Source organism: Pedobacter mendelii (assembly GCF_014635725.1).
GTDB classification, from domain to species: Bacteria; Bacteroidota; Bacteroidia; order Sphingobacteriales; family Sphingobacteriaceae; genus Pedobacter; species Pedobacter mendelii.
The window spans coordinates 186,786-204,667 of the sequence record NZ_BMDJ01000002.1; the positions used below are offsets into that span (position 1 = coordinate 186,786).

The 17,882-nt window shown below is 36.6% G+C and carries 10 protein-coding genes; all 10 read right to left on the reverse strand.

The annotated features are described in order from the left end of the window. Positions 1 to 83 precede the first annotated feature (83 nt). Positions 84 to 2,054: a glycoside hydrolase family 127 protein gene (locus IEV50_RS04305; protein WP_188412016.1), complete on the reverse strand. Its 1,971-nt coding sequence runs from the start codon at positions 2,052 to 2,054 to the stop codon at positions 84 to 86. Between the two features lie 33 nt (positions 2,055 to 2,087). Beyond that, a complete protein-coding gene (gene rhaM / locus IEV50_RS04310) occupies positions 2,088 to 2,402 on the reverse strand; it encodes an L-rhamnose mutarotase (RefSeq protein WP_188412017.1) in 315 nt (104 codons plus the stop codon). Positions 2,403 to 2,413: 11 nt separating this feature from the next. Further along, the gene (locus IEV50_RS04315) at positions 2,414 to 3,262 is read right to left on the reverse strand and encodes a glycoside hydrolase family 16 protein (protein WP_188412018.1); all 849 of its coding nucleotides are present in this window, start codon (positions 3,260 to 3,262) and stop codon (positions 2,414 to 2,416) included. A 10-nt stretch (positions 3,263 to 3,272) separates the two neighbouring features. Beyond that, on the reverse strand, positions 3,273 to 5,102 hold the full coding sequence (locus IEV50_RS04320) for a glycoside hydrolase family 35 protein (RefSeq protein WP_188412019.1): 1,830 nt from the start codon (positions 5,100 to 5,102) through the stop codon (positions 3,273 to 3,275). A 104-nt stretch (positions 5,103 to 5,206) separates the two neighbouring features. Further along, entirely contained in the window at positions 5,207 to 6,322 is a 1,116-nt protein-coding gene (locus IEV50_RS04325; RefSeq protein WP_188412020.1) for a glycoside hydrolase family 43 protein, read from the reverse strand. A gap of 106 nt (positions 6,323 to 6,428) precedes the next feature. Next, positions 6,429 to 8,171: a RagB/SusD family nutrient uptake outer membrane protein gene (locus IEV50_RS04330; protein ID WP_188412021.1), complete on the reverse strand. Its 1,743-nt coding sequence runs from the start codon at positions 8,169 to 8,171 to the stop codon at positions 6,429 to 6,431. A gap of 10 nt (positions 8,172 to 8,181) precedes the next feature. Then, positions 8,182 to 11,280, reverse strand: coding sequence for a SusC/RagA family TonB-linked outer membrane protein (locus IEV50_RS04335; RefSeq protein ID WP_188412022.1), 3,099 nt, complete (start codon positions 11,278 to 11,280; stop codon positions 8,182 to 8,184). A gap of 33 nt (positions 11,281 to 11,313) precedes the next feature. Beyond that, the gene (locus tag IEV50_RS04340) at positions 11,314 to 13,017 is read right to left on the reverse strand and encodes a RagB/SusD family nutrient uptake outer membrane protein (RefSeq protein ID WP_188412023.1); all 1,704 of its coding nucleotides are present in this window, start codon (positions 13,015 to 13,017) and stop codon (positions 11,314 to 11,316) included. A gap of 11 nt (positions 13,018 to 13,028) precedes the next feature. Beyond that, positions 13,029 to 16,037: a SusC/RagA family TonB-linked outer membrane protein gene (locus IEV50_RS04345; protein WP_188412024.1), complete on the reverse strand. Its 3,009-nt coding sequence runs from the start codon at positions 16,035 to 16,037 to the stop codon at positions 13,029 to 13,031. A 589-nt stretch (positions 16,038 to 16,626) separates the two neighbouring features. After that, positions 16,627 to 17,880: a DUF2264 domain-containing protein gene (locus tag IEV50_RS04350; protein ID WP_229746622.1), complete on the reverse strand. Its 1,254-nt coding sequence runs from the start codon at positions 17,878 to 17,880 to the stop codon at positions 16,627 to 16,629. Between the last annotated feature and the right edge of the window lie 2 nt (positions 17,881 to 17,882).

Consider the following 17,882-nt stretch of genomic DNA (forward strand, 5'->3'; position numbering starts at 1 on the left):
GCTTACGATATTCAAACAATGGCTATTTTTGCCAAAGACGTGATAGAATTTCAATTTTTGAGTTATTAACCAAAAATTAATTTTTATTTTGTCATTTCCGGAAACCACACGCTCATCTCTCCTTTTCCTCGGTTTGCCCATGCATAATATGGAATAACAGTAAGTTGGACTCTATTTTCAGCACCATTAGCTTTGAGGCTGATAACAGGCGCTTTAAGTTTGATAACTCCATTCAAAATTTCAGAATGAAAATCTCCTGTAAACTGAGCTGTTGATGGAATCCTTATGGATGATATTGCTGCCACATTGTCAACAGATTCGCCACAAAAAATTATCGGCCCACGTTGTAAGCTTATCTTTCCTTGGTTCTCTACAAGATTTTTTTTAGCAATAATTTTTTTTAATTGCATAGGCAGTACAAATTTTACGGCATCTCCCTTTTTCCATTGGCGATTAATTACTACGTAACCCTTTTTTACATGATAATTGACATTTATGCCATTAACCATTACTTTAAAACCCGTCTTACCACTTTCTTCATATTTATATAAATCAGACGGTATTGCTTCATTTCTTACCCAGCCGGGTAAGCGCAAGTTAAGGCTAAACTTTAGCGTACGTTCCGGATCGACAGCTATATTTAAGTTTCCATCCCAAGGATAGTTATTATTTTGAGTGATCTTAATTTTTTCTTTGTTGATTTCTAATTCTGTAATGCTCGCTACAAATAGGTTTATATAAATCTGATCATTCATCTGCGCATAAATATACCCGGGCAGAGAAGGCAAAAATCTTGAGATGTTGGTAGGGCAGCATGAACATTCAAACCAACCCGATCTTGTTGCTTCTGCATCTTTATGGCTAACACCATCAATAATTTGCATAGCATTAGTGTAGAAAAACGATTTCCCATCTAAACCAACACCAGAAAGTAAAGCATTATATAATATTTTCTCTAACACATCAATATATTTAGAATCGCCATGGAGTAAAAACATACGCTGGTTCCAGTACACATTTCCAACTGCTGCGCAAGTTTCATTGTAAGCTGTTGCATTTGGTAATTCATAATCATTCCCAAAGCGCTCTCCATCAGGCACAGCACCTATTCCACCTTGTACGTACATTTTTTTACTGCACATATTATCCCAAATTTTGTCGATGGCTTTTATATATCCTGGATCTCCTGTTAATGCTGCCACATCTGCCATTCCTGAATACAAATACATTGCTCTAACCGCATGTCCTACAGCTTCATTTTGTTCAATAACAGTTTCGTTATCCTGCCAATATTTTCCATTTTTCCAAGGATTATTATCCTGAATATCATATTTCTTTTTTCCACGCTGGTCAATAAAGAATTTCGCCAGTTTTAAATAACTTTCATTAGCTGTTATTCTATATAATCTTACCAATGCCATCTCAACAATTTCATGCCCAGGTGCTACACTTCGCTTATTTTCTCCAAATGTTGCTACCAACAGATTAGCATTTTTAATGGCAATATTTAGAAAATTCTTTTTCCCGGTAGATTGATAATGTGCTACAGCAGCCTCTATCAAATGGCCAGCATTATATAATTCGTGGCTCATGTTCGCTTCATTAATCCATCTTTCTTTCCCTGACCATGAAGGTGGATTTTCAGGATTAATGGTTCGGGCAGTATAAAGATAACCATCTGGCTCCTGAGCATTGGCAATGACAACAATTAAAGAATCTATGTAATTATCTAACTTAGCATCTGGATAAACGGCCAATGAATATGATGCCCCTTCAATGGTTTTATAAATATCGGTATCATCAAAAACATAAGTTGTGCAAAACTTACCTTTTTTAGCAGCAGCCATTTCAAAATTTTTAATTCTCCCAGTATTTTCGCAACGGGCAAAGGAAGTAGGAATGGTTACATTTTTATTGGTCTCAATTCGGGGAAGCCAAAATTTATCTGCCAGTTTTACTTTATTAAATTGTATAGGATTTATTTTATAATCCTGAAGATTTTGAGCGTATGTAATTTTACCGATCAGCAGGAGTAATAAAATAGCGTATTTCATATTCTAAAATATTAAAATAATACAAACTGCAAGTTAAGGTAAATAAAATACTTCCTTTAGTGGAATCGAAATTGGTGAATTATCCGAATTGCTTTCCATAATATCGCCCATAAATGCCCACCACTTTTGCATAATGGGTTGAGCCGGTAAATTATCCATAAGTTTAGGGTTTGCCATCTTTAAAACAGCAAATAAATCGTTGGTTGTTTCATCATAAAAGATTGAATAGTCCATTATTCCTGTATCGCTTAGTAATTCAACTAATTCTGGCCAGATTTTATCATGCCTTTTTATGTATTCCTTTTCGTAACCTGAAAACAATTTCATTTTAAATGCTATCCTTACCATGCTTATTTAAATTATTTTTGATAAACCCTAACGTAGTCTACTTCCATCCGGTTCGGAAATTTAGTATCCTTTAAATCGCCACCATTTAAACCACCCATCGCTAAATCTAAAAGTATGTAATGTTTTTGCATAAAAGGATTGATACCCGTACCATCATCATTTTTCAATTGTTTCAAAGTCGTTTTATTTAGAAGTAAACCATCAACATATAAACTTATGGCTTCGCTATCCCAATCCATTCTCCAAATATGGAACTTTGCAGCCCATTTCTTACCCCCAAGTTCTTCTGTTGATTTCGTATTGCTAAACCACTTTGGTTTTTTACTGGTGCCAAGCGAAGCGATATTAGCCAGTAATTTTCCACGATAATATTCCATAATATCAATTTCACCATTTGCGGGCCAATTGCCTTTTTCGCCAAGTGTCCAGAAAGCGGGCCAAAGTCCATCCGAAATATCAATACGACCACGCATTTCAAACCTCCCATATTGAAAACTTCGCAAATCTTTGGTTATTAAACAAGCAGATGTATATTCTATGTTATTCGGTTTTTTACGCCAGTTGTTGCTACCTTCTTCAAACAATGGATTAGGTTTTTGCTCTTTTCGGGCTTCAATAATAAGGAAACCATTTTTACAGAAAGCATTTTCAGGCTGATACCATTGCAACTCTTCATTTCGAACAAAACCTTTTTCATAAGTCCAGTTTGAAGCATCAGGAAACCCATCTTTTTTAAATTCATCAGACCAAACCAGTTTATAACCTTCTTTCGAATATTTTTTTTCGAATTGCCGGGCGTTTAATGAATTTGCAATTAGTAAAGTAAAAAAAATAAATAGAAGAAATATATTACTTTTCATTTGGAATCGATTAATTCGATAACTTATTTAAAATTGGAGTGGCAATTGCTTCTAAAATATCTTGCTGAGGTTTTAATAATTCTAAAACAGAAATTTCGTTCTTGCCTACTTTTAACCATTCTTTAGGAAGGTAAAGTGTTTGTTGCGGACCAATGCCCCAATATTTACCTAAATTGCGCCCGTTAACCCAAACAACACCTTTACCCCAATTTGTCATGTTTAAATAGGTATCGCCAACTTTTGAAATATTAAAGGTGCCACTTTGAACAACCGGACCATCTACTGTTTTCTGTAAAGGTGAAACCTTTGAGGTAACGGCAGAAATATCATTAAATGGAAAACTAAACATTTCCCAGTTTTTTAATTCTTCACCCCGAAATAAAACCTTTTCTGTTATTCCTTTTTTGTTTTCCAGCAGATATTTACCAAAGTTAATTCTACCCATATTCTCTACAAAAATATCAAGCTGAACTTCTCCTTCGGGTAATTGTAATTCCAGGCTATCTAAAAGTGTTCTTCTATCTAGAACGCCAACTCTTTTTTGATTAATAAACACCAAAGCGTAATCTCTTAACTGCTTAACCTGAAGCAAACCTTTCCTTCCTCCTGCTATTTTAGTTCGGTACAACACATATCCATAATCTTGTTTTAAATCTTCAAAAGTTAATGGGGTTTCATTTTTAACCGCAGTTGGTAAAGCATTAAATAAATTGATTTTATTAGTTAGCTTAAATGGTTTTACCGCAATAGCTGGTTTATCCGCTGGAATTGGTGGCAAGCTTTTACCTTTTGGAAGGTATTTCCCAATTACTTCCCTAAATTGTCTAAATTTTTCAGTTGAGTTTCCAGCTTCATTTAATGGCGCATCGTAATCGTAACTGCTTATTTGAGGTTCATAAGGCGAAGTATCTTTATAATTTGCACCATTCATAAATGCTCTCGTTGTGCCACCGTGGAACATATACATATTGATAGAAATACCCGCAGCTAGAACAGAATCTAATTTACCAGTATATTTTTCTGCCGGAACCGTATGATGTGGTGTTCCCCACCAATCGAACCAAGCCGGATACCATTCTGCGATAAAATAAGGGCCTTTTCCATCGTGATATTTATTAATCATGCTTTTAACCCTTTCAGGATTATCCTGACCATTTATTGCGGGTAATAAGCCAGATAAATAGCCACCTTTAATATCAGCTTCAGGGTCGCAAGTGTATAATAACCCATCAAAACCCGCGGCAATGAACATTTTTCGGTTAATATCTAAATATTCTTTATCAGCTGCATAAGAACCATACTCATTTTCTACCTGAACCATAAGTACATTACCGCCGTGGTTTACTTGAAGTGGTGCCAACTGCTTACCAACTTCATTAATGTATTTTTTGTATTCTTCAAGGTATTGCGATTCTTTACTGCGAACCACCAAACCTTTTTCTGTTTGTAACCAATATGGGTAGCCACCAAATTCCCACTCGGCGCACACATAAGGGCTTGGTCTTAAAATCACCCATAGCCCCTCTTCTTTAGCAATTTTCACGAATTCTGCAATGTTGTTATTTCCAGAAAAATCGAATTTGCCCTTTTGAGGCTCGTGCAAATTCCAAAAAACATAAGTACCAATGGTATTTAAACCCATGGCTTTAGCCATTTTCATACGGTCTCGCCAGGCTTCTTTTGGTACACGTGGATAATGAATTTCTCCGGAGATAATTTGAAATGGCTTTCCATCTAGTAGAAAGTTGTTTTTACCAAGTTCGAAAGTATGCTTAATTTGCTGACTAAAACCATTTAATGCAAAGCAAAAGCAAATTATGAGTATTAGATTTTTTTTCATTTTTAATTTTGGGTAGATGATTAAAGGCTTTTTTTCGACAAAAGAATCTACTAATGCATATTTATTACGCAGATAAACTTTGTCCCTTTTTAATTTTTATTTTCTTATTTAAAGAAATTCAGATTCCATTTATCTGACCACTCGATTTTTAATTTATTATCTACAAATTGAATTGGAAGCCATAAATAACGACCATCAATTGCATTTTTAGGTTCCCATTTATCGGCCATAAAAATAAATGCATTCTTTTTTCCTGGGGCCGGAAGTACGTAAGTACTTTGGCCGCCGAAGGTTTTATCGGCACCAGAACCAACACATGGATTACCCATATATTCCCATGGACCAAAAATAGATTTTGCTTTAAACCACCTTGCTGGGTTTGGTGCCCAACCTGTACATCCAGAACCAATCATATAATAAATTCCATCTTTTTTAAATAAAGCTGGTGCTTCGGTTTGCTGCCCAACGTAAATCCTGATGAACTTTCCTGTGTGGCCTAAGTAATCTGGTGTTAATTCTGCAAGGTGTAATGTGAAATTTTCTTCCGAAGAAAATATATGATAAGCTTTACCATCATCGTCAACAAAAATCGTCATGTCTCTGGCCATTTGTCCACCAGGTAAATCGCGACAGAAGAAGCCGTCACTTTTATTTGCAGGTCTTTCGCAGTTTACTTTTTCATTTTCAGGTGTTCCGGAAGCATAAAAAGGCAATATACCTGGATTTGGACGATAACTTTTAATAAATGTATAAGGCCCGGTTGCTTTATCGGCGGTGGCTACACCTGTACGGGCTGCTGCATAACCTTTACCCAAAAGTTCAAGATGGAACCACATCACAAATTTTTTGGTTTTTTTATTGTAAACTACTTTCGGACGTTCTAAAATGCAGCCCTTTGCAATATCACTTTTTAAATCTTCAGAAACTGAAAGTGCAATCCCTTCATCTTTCCAGTTGTATAAATCTTTTGATGAATAACAATGCACACCTAATTGTGCTGTATTTCCCTTTTCGCCTTCTATTTTATGCTCCCCAAACCAATAATAAACGCCTTTACTATAAACAATACCACCTCCATGAGCGTTAATGTGAATACCATTATTATCTTTCCAGATTTTACCCGGTGTAAAATCCTGATAGGATTCTTGCGCAAAAACCTGATTACTTGCTAAGCAACTAATGAAAATAAGACCAACGAAAAGAGATAAACGATTGTACATAACACTTAAATATATATTTTTTGAATTAAGACTGTAAGATAGCAATTGTGTTTAAATTAATAATCGGGCCATCCGAAGACGACCCGAAAAACTAACCAATATATTATTAATAACCGGGGTTTTGTAAATAAGAAGGCAGTTTTAAAATCTCACTTTGTGGAATAGGCATTAAATAATTTGCTGGCCGGAAATTATGTCTACGAATTGAATTACCTATTGCATAATTATAAGTAGTTGGATCGGTAGATGTTGAAGTAGTTCCAGTTTTAGGTGAAATCAACATTATTTTATTGAATTGATTTTCAGTTACCTCTGCAATTTTCCAACGACGTTCATCAAAGAACCTCATGTCTTCGAAAGCCATTTCAGTACGGCGTTCTTTTTGAATAACTAAACGAAGTTCATCTTGAGTAATGCCCGATTTAATTCCATAACGAGCGTCAGTTCCTGGCAAAATACCAGCACGATCTCTTAGTTTAAGAAGATAAGTCGTTGCTTCTGTAATTTGTCCCATTTCATTCAACGCTTCTGCATAGTTTAATATAATTTCACCATATCTGATCAACGGATAACCTCTATCTACGTTAGCTGAGCCTCCGAATGCAACATTTACATCACACATTTTTCTTCCGTAATAACCTGTATTTGTACCAATTCCAGTTCCATCACCTGGAGCATTCGAATAAGTAAAAACTGGAGTTTGTGCGCCTGCATTATTTGCATACAAAGAGCCATTATAGATAATCGTATATGCAAACCTTGGATCACGATTGATGTATGGATTAGCTGGATTATATCCGGAAGTTGGATCGGTAATCTGTTTCCCGTTTCTCATGTCAAATGCATCTACAATATTTTGCGTAGGCTGTGTATTAAAACCTCCAGAGCGAGATGGCGGCCCAAAATGCCCTTCGAAATCTTTGTTGGGTGCTTGGGTTAATGTAAATATCAATTCTTCATTTTTTCTTGCAAGAAAAGATTTATAGAACCCAAAACCTGGAGCAGTTGTATTATCAATTACCAAATTATATTTGTTCATATCAATTACCGCTTTTGCTGCGTTGGCTGCAGCTGTCCAACGTGTAGCATCGAAAGTTGGATAAGCAATTATAGAAGCGATTGCTCCGGTTTTTACAATACCACCACCATTAAATAACGGACTTGCAGCGGTTAAAAGAACCCTCGATTTTAATGCGAGGCACATTCCTTTGGTAATTCGACCATAATCTTGATCCAATTGATCTAAAGGTAATATTGCTGCAGTTGCATCACATTCGCTAACGATGTAGTCAACACATTCCTTCCAAGTATTTCTAGGAATATCAATAATATCGTCTTTATCATAAACTTTATCCCCTATTAAAGCTATGCCACCAAATGTTCTAATTAAATAATGATAATACCATGCCCTTAGAAATCTGGCTTCAGCGGCAACTAGCCTTTGTGTTGAGGGATGAAGTGGTGTTGTTGATAGTTTAGATAACAATAAATTTACTGCACGGATTTCCAGATAAGGCTGAACATACATATCGGTACTGGTTCCCTTAACAATATTTAACGGACTAACGTTACCCGAATAGATGATCACAGCTTGTTGGCCCGCGCCACTATACCGATACTCTCCATCATCAGTCGCTTCATCTAAATTTCCATGACTATCCCAACGACCTTTGTTAAAAGAAAATCCGCGGCCTGCATAAATTCCATTTAAGAACCCTAATGTTCTCACACTGTCGCTGAATACTACAGTTGCGTCTTGTCCTGCATTTGCTTGATCAAGATAACTCGTTGCTTTTTTACAGGAGAATAACCCTATTAAAGCGAGGATGATTAAAAAATATTTTTTCATTGTCTATTGCTTAAAAAGTTACAGATAAACCTAAATTATAGAGCCTTTCTGGCGGATAATTGGTGTTGGAATTATTATTCGATATTTCTGGATCATATTCGTACAATGAACCAAGTTTTGTCCAGGTAATTAAATTAGTTCCATTTACGTAAATTCTAGCCCCTTTTAAGTGAACTTTATTTACCCAAGCTTGCGGAATTCCGTAGCTTAACTCAACAGACTTTAACCTTACATAGTCGCCTCTAACATTCCAAAAATTGGATGGTGAAGTTGGGATTGAAATGGAGTTTGGTGAGGTTGATAGAATTGGATATTTCGCATTATCGCCAAGTTCTGGTGTCCAGCTTTGTTGGTGAATTGCCTGAAGGTTTGATCCAAATGCCTGGATTGATTCACGAACTCCCGCCACGTTAAAATTCAATGCCCCCTGAAAAAGTACATTTAAACTTAGGGTTTTGTAATTTGCACTTAAATTTATTCCAAGTATTGTATTTGGGGTATTAGAGTAATCGAAATAAGATTGGTCGGCATCTGTTATGGCACCATCGCCATTTAAATCTGCGTATTTAATATCTCCGGGTTTAGCGCCATTGAGTGGTTTAGCACTACTAGTTACATCAGTAGCATCTTTGTAAAACCCTAGAAAAGTATATTGCTTTGGGGTGTTAATTGCATTACCTGTATATTTTTGATATGGAAAAAGCGGCAATGCCTCATCTTGGAAAGTAATCTTATTTTTTGCAACGGAAACATTTCCGCCTACTCTGTAAGTGAAGTCTTTTCCAACTTTATCGTTGTATGCCATTTCTACTTCATAACCTTTATTATTAGTTTTACCTAAATTAACAGGTGGAAGCGACTGACCAAATACAAATGATACGGTTCCTCTATTGGTAAGGATATCGAATCTATCTTCGTTAAAAACGTCTACACTACCTGTAATACGACCTTTGAAAAGACTGATATCAGCACCCAAATTTAGCTTTTTAACCTTTTCCCAAGTTACATCCCCATTAGCTAAACGTCCCTCATAAATCGATGTATAGGCATTATGTGAGTTACCGAAGGAAGCACTTCCGCTATTATTGTACGTTTGTAAATAAGCGTATGCAAAATTTCCTATATCATCAGTACCTACTAAACCATAGGATGCTCTAAGTTTTAATCGATCAACAAATTTCACATGATCTTTAAAAAACTGCTCTTCTGATATGTTATATCCAACTGAACCTGCGGGAAAAAACCCGTATTTCTTTCCATCTGCAAAAACTTCCGATTTATTATACCCGACGTTAAAATCCGCTAAATATTTCCCTTTATAATCATACCCAATACGTCCAGAAAATCCACTGGTTGGTACCGGAATAAAGTTCAATATTCTATTGGTATTATTTGGGTCCCTCAACCCAAAAAAGCTACGATTATTGTATAACGCCAAACCGGTAAAGTGGTGTGAACCAAAAGTACGGTCGTAATTTAGTGAAGCTTGGGGGTTAATAGTTCTTGTAGTTGCACCAGGACTATAGTTTAGCGTATAGGGCCCAACTCTGAAAACATTGGCATCTCTAGGTGTATATGTCCCTGTTGTTGAATTGTATATGAAAGACGGAAATGTTCCTCTAGATAAGCCTCTCGTATACGTATAGGTGCTTCCGTAAGCAATTGCACCTCTAATGGATAGGCCTTTCGTCAAAAAATCCAGACGTTGCGTCGCCGAAGCATTTACATTCATGTTATTTTCGAAATCCCTGCTGTAACCACCTAAACTTAACGCCTGTACCAGGTTTGGAGAACTGTATCTGTCTGGTTGCCTATTACTATAGCCATAACTTCCATCTGGATTATAAATTGGATAAGCAAGAGGCGATAAGGTTAAGTAACTGTTATAAAAGTAGAAAACGTTTGTTATACCATTGATGTTCGGAATAACCGGATTGTTTCTTTCACCGATATTACCAAACAAATCTATTTTAACATTTAGTGTTTTTGTAGCCTTGATGTCTAAGTTTGAACGATAATTATACCTCTTGTAGTAGAAATTATTGTTAATGTCTTCATCTTTACCAAAATCATTGAGAATACCATTTTGATTAACCATGCCTAAAGATGCAAAGTACTTAATCACATCGTTACCACCACTAATATCAAAGTTGGTACGCAACTGGTAACTATAATCACGAAACAATACTTTTTTCCAATTTACATCAGGAAACCCATAAGGATCGTCACCGGTACGGTAATGCTCAAGATCTGAAGCACTGAAAAATTTATTTCCTGGTGCTGTTGGTGATGCTCCATCATTGATTAATGCTTGATTGTATAATAGAGCCGATTCATAAGAATTTAAAAACTTAGGCAACCTTGTTGGTTGAGATATAGCATATTCGCTACGAAAAGTGATGGCAGGCGGCCCAACAACACCACGACGTGTGGTTACTAAAACTACACCATTGGCGCCTTTTATGCCATAAACTGCTGTTGTAGAAGCATCTTTTAAAATACTTACGCTCTCAATTTCATTGGCATCTAAACGTGCAAACTGTGCATACGTAAACTCAATATCATCCACGATAATGAGTGGCTGATTTGAGCCTGTATAAGATCCCGTACCGCGAATAAAGAATGTTGCGCCATCAGAACCAGGCTGTCCACTGGTTTGCTGTGAGCTAAAACCTGGTAAACGGCCCGCCAATGTGTTTTGCAAACTGGCTGATGGATTTCTCCTAATGTCTGCACCAGATACGGAACTGATTGCTCCGGTAAGTGTTGCTTTCTTCGTAGTTCCATAGCCGATAACCACCACTTCATCCAAACCTTTTACGTCTGCTTCCAGCGTTATGGTGATTTTTGTTGCTTGACCAACATTGACCTCTTTTGTAAGAAATCCCAAGGCTTTAACGATTAAAATTTTGCTTTGTCCACGCATTGTGATGGTAAATCTACCATCCACTCCTGTAGACGCTCCGTTTCCAGGCACATCTTTTTCTAAGATACTTGCTCCAGGTATTCCGCCATCGTTATCAGTAACCTGTCCTTGTATATTAACATTTTGTGCAAAGAGCATCTTCGATAAGATGGTAAATGCGAAAAGGAATATATATTTTTTCATAAATAATTTCAGTTCTAATTTATTGACGAATACTTACCAACCTTCATTCTGTACCAAATTCCTATTTCTGACAATTTCAGCGTATGGAATCGGCATTATATAGAACTTCGGGCTAAACGTGGTGTTTACCACCGTAAAGGGTGTATAGGTTAAAGTTCCTGGTGTAGTATTGGTAATTTTATTTCCATGCAGCGCACCATTAAGCAGTTGACCTGCTATTTTCCATCTGCGAATATCCCAGAAACGTTGCTCTTCAAAAGCCATTTCTATTCTGCGTTCGTTCTGAATGAACGTACGCATTTGTTCTTGAGTCATGCCATTAGCGATTCCATAGCTTCCCGTTCCAACTACAATCCCAGCTCTGGCGCGTAAGCTACGAAGTGGCGCATAAGCATCTGTTGTTCTACCTGCTTCATTTAAACACTCGGCATAATCAAGTAATACACCTCCATATCTGAAGATTGGAAAGTTATGATCTTGCGTGCTGTAGGCTGTAGCAGTAGAGAAATCAGCCATAAATTTTTTCGCATAATAGCCAGTTCTGGTTTGCACGGTAACCCCTCCTGGTTTATCTCTTCCACCCTCAAACGTTTCTACGTTCCTCGTATTCAGCCACTTCATTCCATTGTAGAAAACCGTGTTATCCAATCTTTTGTCACGGCCAACGTACGGATTGCTTGCAATATATCCGGATGCCGGATCGGTAATACTTAAACCATTTGCCATCGGAAAAGCATCTACAAGTTCCTGCGTCGGACTTGTAAAACCATTACTCAAAGGCGTAGTATAACCCATTGGGGCATTATTGGTTTCTATATCAAATGTTTTAGCACGTTGTTTCGCCAAAATGATTTCTGTATTTTTTCTTGCCAGAAATACGCCGTTAAATGTAGATACCAATGAGTAAGCATTTAAATTAATTAGATCCTGTGTCGCATTTAAAGCTGTTGTCCATCTTGTAGCGTCATATGTTGTGTAACCAGCTAGTGCTTTCTTTACTGGATCGCTAGAAATACCACCGCCATTATATAGCGGACTAGCTGCATACAATAGTACTCTGGCTTTTAAGGCAAAAGCACAACCACGTGTAATTCTTCCAAGGTCGGTATCTACCACTGGTTCCAAACGCAACAGCGTTTTAATTGCATCGCACTCGCTAACAATATAATCAACACACTGTGCAAACGTATTGCGGGGAATTTGCAAGTTATCATCAGGGGTTAATATTTTATCGCCTATTAGAGGAACGCCTCCGTAACGTTTAATCATTTCGAAATAATTCATTGCCCTGATAAAGCGCGCTTCTGCTTTCCAATACTGAATTGTGTTTGGCGCATTTGCATCAACAGGAACCACATCAACATTTGCCAGAAAATCATTAGCCGCTCTTATGGAACGATAGGCATTCTCCCAGTTGTCATCAGGATTATTGGTTGAATTTAATCGGCCGTTAGTAAAATATTCTACAACCTTATTTAATCTTGATGGTAATGCATCATCACTTCCTGCATCTAAAAAATCTCCCGCTACGACATCACCGTCGACTTTAACACGATTAAAGCCATCTGGCAGTGAAGTATATAAATCGGACAGTACTTGTCTTGCATAATCACCATTTTTATCCAATGGATCATAAACATTATTTTTTTTCAATCCCTGTAGAGGTGTTTGTTCATATTTCTTGCACGCTGCCATACATATCAGGGCAATCATGAAAATCATTATTCTCGCTTTCATTTATTTAACGATTAAAATTTAACACTTAAACCACCGTTTACTACACGCTGAATAGGATAGACACCTCCATACGTTTCTGGATCTACCCGATCAAACGCTGAAGTTGTTAATAAATTAGTTCCATTAACAAACACCCGAATTGACGATACTTTAAGTTTTTCAGTAAACTTTGATGCAATTGTATAACCCAGCTCTACATTTTTAAGGCGCAAATAATTTCCACTGTGCATCCAAAATGACGACACAATATTATTATTGAAATTGTTGCCCACAGTTACTCTTGGGTAAGTTGCTGTAGCGGCAGTCGCTGGTGTCCAACGGTTTAAATTATGTTCGTAAGCTTGTCCAAATCCTCCATTTTGAAATTCCCATTCACTGTTACCAGTCAACAACAGGTTTCTATTGGCCACACCCTGAAGTAAAACGCTTAAATCCAAGCCTCCATAAGAAAAACCAACTGTAGCACCATAATAAACTAACGGATTATCTGTACCTAACTTAGCTTGGTCAAATTGGTCAATAATACCATCACTGTTTAGATCTTTATATTTTATATCTCCAGGTACTGGCGAATAACCCGCAATTTTAGCAGATGCATTGATTTCGGTTTGCGACTGGAATAAACCATCAGCAATATAACCGAATGGTGTACCCACCGGTAACCCTGTGCGACTTTGATAATCAAATTGTCTGAACACTTCATTCTGAAAAACAACTTTAGATTGTAAAGTACTGACATTACCCGATAAGAAATAACTGAATTTACCAAACGATTGTTGCCAATTCATTTGTAATTCAAAGCCATTGTAACGATTTACGCCGACGTTGAGGTTACGAATCGATGTACCTACAATAGTTGACAAGTTTGCAGAAGTTAGCAAGTCAGAATATTTATTATTGAAATATTCAGCCTGAATGAATAGCTTATTATTAAATAAATTAGTTTTTATACCTAAGTTAAACTTATCGCCTTTTTCCCAAGTTACGTTTGGATTTGCCAACACATCCTGACGCAAAGCAGCATTACTCGCTACACTTGTTCCAAAGAAATAGGAACTAGGACTACCAACATAAAACTGTTGAAATACAAAATATCCTGAGGCATCGTTACCTGTCCTTCCATAACTCGCGAACAATTTCAGATCATTTAACCAGGAAAGTTTCGGCATAAATTTTTCCTTCGTAATGTTCCAGCTCAAACCTGCTGCTGGGAAAAACCCCATTGGTGTGCTTGATGGATACCTGTTTGTTTTGTTAAGCCCTACCACAAATTCAGCAGTGTAACGTTCATCGAAATTGTAGGATACACGACCAGAACCTCCATAATAATTTAACCCCAACTCACTGCCACTATTTACATTATCACTTGTTACCCTAACTTGAGCATCAAAATTATTTAAACCGAAACTACGTTTATAGCCGATTGCACCTTCTAGATAGGATTGTCTATTTTGAAAATCTGTTCCAGTGGAGTTACCTTGAGTTCCATTGGTACCAAACATTTGATAGGTAGCTGCTACGCCCGTTCCAGTTTGTTTATAAACCGCAAAAGATTTAGATCGGTTTGTATTTTCCGAAACTCCAGAATAAAATGATACTAAAGCTTGCGCCCATAGCCCTGGAGTAACCTCATCTAAACTTCTGCGAAGTGTTAAGTCGGTAATAATATCTCTCCGGTAATTTAAACTATAACCAGAACTTACTGTTTGTGCGTAAATATTATTCTGAAATTGAGTTGTTCCCCCGTAACTTCCATTTTCATTGAAAATTGGATAAGCGTTGTTTGGTGTGTTCAATATTGAATTAAAAATATTATCTGTACCAAAATTCCCTGGATGATTGCTATTCGAAATTTTACCAAAGAGATGTAGTCCAAGTATAGTTTTTGGAGTTAAATTGATATCAACATTAGACCTGATTGTATAGTTACTAATGCTACTATTAGTTGAATATGCATTTATGTCACTCTCTACCAGTTGGCCACCTAGTTTTTGATATTGAACGCCAACATAATAACGTGCAACGGATCCTCCTCCCCTAAAGGTCAAGTCGTAACGCATAAATTTTGTATTTTCTTTTAAAATTTCGTCTTGCCAGTTTACATTTGGATGTCCAATAGGATCAGAACCTGTTCGAAAAGCCTCTATGTCTGTCGGTGTATATACTGGCAGATCACCACTGTTAACTCTAGCCTCATTATACAACAAAGCGTAATTGTAAGCATCTAAAGTTTTTGGTGTTTTAAGGCTACTTTGTAAGCCATTTTGAGCGGTTAACGTAATCTGTTGAGTTCCCACTATTCCTTTTTTTGTTGTAATCGCTATAACACCACCGGAAGAACGTAAGCCTAGCATAGCTGTAGAAACAGCATCCTTAAGTACAGTTATCGATTCTATCTCTTCTAAATCTATCCTCGTTAAATCTCTAGGAATTCCATCTACTAAAACAATTGGATTTTGTCCCCTTAAAAGTACGTTTGCTTCATCAACTGAAGGTCTTCCCGTAGTTTGATTAGTGTATAAACCAGTTAATCTTCCAGGCAAAGCATTTTTTATACTGGTTACCGGGAACTTCACCAAATCGGAGTTGTACACAGACTGGGTAGATCCGGTAGTCATGTTTGGCGAAATAAGGATATCATTTGTTAATACAACTGCTTTCTGTTGCATCACCATCAGATTTTTTCCATTCACACGAATAATCTGCGATTGATTTGCACCAACTAAGTACTTTCTCAGGAAAGTTTCATTAAGGCTAACTTGAATTTCATCGTTTATCGTTCCGGTTAATTGAGCCATACCTAAACTATCGGTTTGAACAGATGAACTAATTCGTAAGTTATTAAGGCTTACGCCTTTTACGGGAATATCATTTTCATCTAAAACAAGAAACTTGATCAGCTTCACCTGGCTAGTGTCTTGTTTTGAGGGCTGTGGAGCCTGATTTGCGAAACCTGGGTAGCTCAGGCATAACAAGGCCAAGAACAGCCTAAAATTCTTAAATATTTTTTTTTCACTCATAATCAGTTATAAAGGTTAGTTACATCAGTATATTACACGCTTAGTTTGGTGTAAGCATGCATAACATCAAATGAAATTGATTGTGACTTGTTGATTTAGCAGCAATACAGTTGCTCAATCAAGATTAACTTGTAATTAAGTTTTTCGTAAAAAAAGTTTGCTTTCCTGCTTACTTGAAACTGTAAGAAATAGAAATTGGGGTAGCTAAAGATTTGTGTAAAATCTTTAATAGTAAATTTTTAATCATATCAAATTTGGTTAGTTAAGTTAAGCCTGTAAAAAGGCGTTGGTTAGTTTATTTAGTTTCGTGCTTTCGATTTGCTTTATAATATCATGTTAGATAAAATAAACCTACTGTTTTGGTTATTGCTCATAAGCTTTTTAAAATTTGGTTAAAACAAATAACTATAATTAAAGTACTTCCTATGAGGGGTAATACGGTAATTAATAGGGGATAAATTGTTATTTTATAGCAGAAATAGATATTTAAAGACAATTTTTATTAATAAGTCGCAAATTTTAAACTTAAAAAGTAAGTTTATTTATTTAATTAAAAAATACTTGATATTGTAAAAACCGAAAAGTTAAATTATCTTAAATCAGCACTATGGTCATTAGGGAAATCTTCGCCAGCCCAGATTTTTTGTGAACTCCACTTTGTTGGAGGATTTGCCCAAAAAGCATCTGTAGATGGTAGGCCTAAAGGCAAGAAAATGTTAGTACATATATAAGGGCTACCTTGGTTATTGTAAAAGTCTCCTAAATCGGGTTGAGCGCCATATAAACCGATAGTTAACCAACCATTTTTATAAGTTGTTGTATTTTCTAAAGTCTTTTTTATTACAGCAGTTAATGCACAGCGAACCTGCTCCGGACTTAGTTGTTTTGGCAAAGCTTTTCTAAAAGCCATATCTGCCAGATGGTGAAATGCGCCGCCACGATATACAATTGAACGACCAGTTGCGGGATATGTTCCATCCGTATTTATTAATCTTTCTTGAATGATTGCATAACGTTCGTTGCGTTTTTTAATCTTTTCGAACATGTTGTTGTAATCCTTAGTTTTTGTACCAATGATGCTTGATATCGTTGCCAGATATGGATGAATAACATAGCTATTGTAGTAATCAAAAGCATAAGTGCTGCCATCTTTATACATACCGTCGCCCACATACCATTGCTCCATTTGTTGTAAGGCATAGTCAACACGCATGGAATCCCAGGGGTAACCGAATTTGGCTAAAAATGCTTCATTCATCGCGGAGAACAATAACCAGTTCGAAAACACGGGCTTAAATCTTCTTGTGGTTACTATAGATTTCATCATTAATTCCTGATGTTTTTTATCAAGATTTTCCCATAACCATGGCGCACGTACAAAAGCCAATGCCACATAAGAAGCATCTACCAACTGCTGACCGCCAATATCATAGTTCATAAAATCTTTTGCGTTCGAATCCAAAGAATTTTTTAAACCTTGAATTACCCACTGTCTGTATTTATTTCTTAAGGCAACTTCAGCAGCATCTCCACCTTCTAACTGTAACCAGGGTGCAATTCCGCTTAAAACCCGACCTAAAACCTCAACATACTGAACTTTAATTCTATGCTCTTTGTTATCAATATGGATTGAGGTAACCTTTGGCATATTTATGCGTAGACTATCTTTTGCGAGATTATACAAAACCGGTTTCACCATTTTATCCATCTGTTGCAGCCAGAATTGTCTATCGCTTAAAACTGCTGTCTTTTTATTGGTCTTCTTTTGCTGAGCAAATACAGCTATTGAAAAGCATGCAAGCATCAATACGGTAAGCGATAATTTTTTTATAGGGATATTCATGA